At 75.6% G+C, this 3,392-nt stretch carries 4 protein-coding genes; 1 reads left to right on the top strand and 3 read right to left on the bottom strand.

Annotated elements, in window-relative coordinates; translation table 11 throughout:
• A partial coding sequence (locus AA75_RS19340) for a siderophore biosynthesis protein (RefSeq protein ID WP_033821359.1) occupies positions 1–645 on the bottom strand: 645 nt, incomplete at its 3' end.
• A gap of 163 nt (positions 646–808) precedes the next feature.
• On the opposite strand from AA75_RS19340, the gene AA75_RS19335 reads away from it, so the two are divergent.
• The gene (locus AA75_RS19335) at positions 809–1,579 is read left to right on the top strand and encodes a (2Fe-2S)-binding protein (RefSeq protein ID WP_051812788.1); all 771 of its coding nucleotides are present in this window, start codon (positions 809–811) and stop codon (positions 1,577–1,579) included.
• 30 nt (positions 1,580–1,609) lie between these two features.
• Here the strand turns inward: AA75_RS19335 and AA75_RS19330 are convergent, their stop codons facing one another.
• On the bottom strand, positions 1,610–2,500 hold the full coding sequence (locus tag AA75_RS19330) for a DMT family transporter (RefSeq protein WP_033821358.1): 891 nt from the start codon (positions 2,498–2,500) through the stop codon (positions 1,610–1,612).
• 76 nt (positions 2,501–2,576) lie between these two features.
• Positions 2,577–3,392 (bottom strand): MFS transporter (locus AA75_RS49505; RefSeq protein WP_368666598.1); only part of this gene is annotated, 816 nt, incomplete at its 5' end.

The raw sequence follows: 3,392 nt of genomic DNA, 5'->3' as shown, positions 1-3,392 counted from the left end.
GCGGGTCCGGAAACCGCCGAGCACCAGGCGGCTGTCGCCGTCGCCGAGCGTCTCCAGGGTGTGCAGGTCGCCGGTCAGGAACTCCTCGACCAGCAGGGTGGCCGCCGGTCCCCGGCGCTGCCTGATCTGCGCACAGCGGGCGGCGAGTTCGGCGTGGTCGGCGACCAGTGACACGTCCTCGCTGGCGACCCCTTCACGCGGTTTGACGACGCACGGGAACGGCGGGTCCAGCTCGGCCGGCTCCTGGCCGGGGGCGAGTTCGGCGGACCAGACGGTGTCCAGTCCGGTGGCGGCCAGGTGCCGGCGCAGCTCGGCCTTGTTCTTGGCCCGCAGGGTGGCCCGCCAGTCCTTCGCGGGCAGGCCGAAGTAGGCGGCGGCCAGGGCGGTCTGGGTCTGCAGGTGGTCGCTGTTGCTGAACACGGCGTCGGGCGCCGGGTGCCGGGAGATCAGCGCCACCACCTCGCGGAAGTCCTGCACCGCGCACTCCAGCACCTCCGGCGGGTGCGCCAGGTCCGCGTACGCCTCGCGGTGCTCGCGCGGGCGGTCGGTGAGCACGGTGACGCCGAGCCCCATCCGGGTGGCGGCCGGGAGGAAGCCGAGTGTGACGGAGTCGGTCGGGTTGACCGCGAGCAGATAGAGCCGCATGGGTGATCCTCGCTGCTGGTCCGAAGTGGTGCGACGGCCCGTGGATCCTGGCCGGAACGGGCCTTCGGCACACCCTGATCGCGACATCACCCGGATGCGCGATCGATGGACCGTCGAATATGAACTAAGGTGAGCCTCACCTTAGCGCTCATGGGGAGTTCCGATGCTCCAACTGACGGCCGGTCAGCCCTGCCGGACGGACGAACTGGCCGAGACCTATCGGCTCCTGTTCGCCGCCTGCGACGGCGTGCTGCGGGTCGAACTCGCCCGGCGGCCGATGGCGGGCGGGAACTGGCGCAGAGCCGACACCCTCGCCTGCGCGGCCGAGGAGATGGTCGCCGCCGAGAGCGCCAGGATCACCGCCGAGCACGGCCGCACCCCCCGCGAGCACGTCGCCGCCTCCCGCGCCCTGCACACCTACCTCTGGGCCGCCTGCCTGCTGATCAGCGGCCCCTGGTACCTGGAGGGCCGGGTGCCCCGGCTGCGCGCCACGGACCTGTGGGTGGACCCGTCCGACGGCCGGCTCGCGCTGAGTCCGGGCGAGTGGGCGCCCGGCGGCGAGGCCGAGCTGCGCACGGCCGTGGCCGAGCACCTCGGCCCGGTTCTGGCGGCCTTCCAGCCGTACGTCCGGCGCGGGCCGCGGGCCCTGTGGGGGATGGCCGCCGACGACCTGGTCTCCGGGATCTGGTACCTCGGCCGGCTGCTGGGGGAGGAGGACCGGGCGGTGGAGGCGGCCGAGGCCGTGCTGCCGGGCGGCACCCCGCCGTTCCCGGGCGCCGCGGCCTTCCGCCGGCTGACCGGCACGGCCGGGCGCACCCACTGGACCAGGACCAGGGCCGGCTGCTGCCTCTACTACGCGATCCGCCCAGACGACGCCTGCGTCACCTGCCCGCGTACCACCGACGAGGAGCGGGTGCGCCGGCTGGAGGCCTGAGCGCCCCGCCGGTACCCGGCGCAGGGATGCTCAGCGGCGGCGGGAGACGGCGACGCCCGCCAGGCACAGCGCCCCGCCGGCCAGTGCGAGCGGGGCCGGCACTTCGCCGAGCACGGCCCAGGCCATCAGCACCACCAGCGCGGGCACCGCGTACGTGGTGGCGCCCATCCGACCGGCGGTGGTGCGCGCCAGGGCGTACGCCCAGGTGGTGAAGGCGAGCGCGGTCGGGAACAGGCCCAGGTACACCACGCCGAGGGTCGCCGACAGCGGGGCGGTGCCGACCTGGGCGACCAGCTGCGGGGTGAACGGCAGACAGGCCGCCGTGCCGACCAGGCAGCCGAAGGTGGTGGTCTGCAGCGGGGACGCGTGCCGCAGCGCGGGCTTCTGGGCCACCACCCCGCCGGCGTAGCTGACCGCGGCCAGCAGGCACAGGGCGATGCCGAGCAGCGAGCTGGAGCCGCCGCCCGAGGTCGACAGGCCGACCACCACCGCGCCGGCGAACGAGACCGCCATCCCGGCGAGCAGCCGCGGCGGGAATCCCTCGCCGAGCAGCTTGCCGCCGAGCAGGGCGATCAGCACCGGGCCGATGTTCACCACCATCGCCGCGGTGCCCGCGTCGACCTGCTGCTCGCCCCAGTTGAGCACCACCATGTACGCGCCGAACCAGAGCAGCCCGCTGACCGCGATCCCCGGCCAGGCCGCGCGCGGCGGCAGCCCCTCGCGCCGGTGCAGCAGCAGCGCGACCAGCGCCACCGATCCGGCCAGCAGCCGCCCGAGCGCGAGCGCGCCCGGGCCGAAGTGCGTCCCCGCGCCGCGGATCGCGACGAACGCGGAGGCCCACAGCACCACCGTGGTGGTCGCCGCGGCGAGCGCTCTGCGGTCGGGTCGGGCGGTGGCGGGCACGGAGTCGGAGAGAGCCATCCGGCCAACCTACGGCGCGGGCCCGGCCGTGAACAGCGGGTTTCCGCCGTCCACCTGCGGCCGGCCGGGACGGGCCTCAGCCGGCCCGGGCCCCGGTCAGCGGGCGGTGTCCCGCCCCGGTGCGGCGCCGGTAACGGGCCTCGGTGGCGGTGGTCAGGGCGAGCACCGCGGCGAGGCCGGCCGCGGCGCAGGTGACCAGGAACGGTGCCGCCGCCCCGGACCGGTCGGCGAGCCATCCGGCCAGCAGAGTGCCGGCGGACTGGGCCAGCGTGATGCTGCTGACCAGCGCCGCCATCGCCTCGCCGAGGCGGTCGGTGGGGACGGCACGCTCGGTCAGACCGAACATCGTGATCATCTGCGGTGCGACGGCCACCCCGAGGCAGCCGACGCCGACGGCGAGTCCGGTCATCCCGGCGGCCCCGGGCAGCAGCAGCGAGGCGGCGAGCAGCAGGACCGTGGCGGCCTTCAGCCGTGCAGCCAGGGCGAACCCGGCCGGCAGGGCCGCGGTGGCCACCCCGGCGAAGGAGCTGGTCAGGCCGATCAGGCCGTACAGGAGTCCGGCCGCGCCGGGGTGGCCGAGCCGCTCGGCGGTGGCGGTGACACCGACCTGGACCGAGCCGAAGCAGACGCCGAGCAGGGCCATCCCGGCCAGCAGCAGTGCGAACGGTGCGGTCAGCAGCGGTGCGCCGCCGTGCCGGCGGGCGGCCGGGGTGCCGGGCGGGGCGGTGGGGTGGCGGGCGAAGAGGGTCCCGCAGACGCCGACCAGGGCGGCGGCCAGCAGCAGTCCGGCGGCTGGGTCGGCGAGCGCCGCCAGGATGCCGATCACGGCCGGTCCCGCGGTGAAGCTGATCTCGTCCATGATGCCGTCGAGCGAGATCGCAGCGCCGGTGGC

This window comes from Kitasatospora sp. MBT63, from assembly GCF_000710465.2.
In the GTDB taxonomy this organism is placed as follows: Bacteria; Actinomycetota; Actinomycetes; order Streptomycetales; family Streptomycetaceae; genus Kitasatospora.
The sequence above is the reverse complement of the archived record's forward strand: the minus strand, read 5'-3'. Positions and strand labels throughout refer to the sequence as shown.

Bases quoted from the DNA above. Each gene is read 5' to 3' on its own strand.
- AA75_RS19335 (WP_051812788.1), top strand. From the start codon at position 809: ATGCTCCAACTGACGGCCGGTCAGCCCTGCCGGACGGACGAACTGGCC.
- AA75_RS19330 (WP_033821358.1), bottom strand. From the start codon at position 2,500: ATGGCTCTCTCCGACTCCGTGCCCGCCACCGCCCGACCCGACCGCAGA.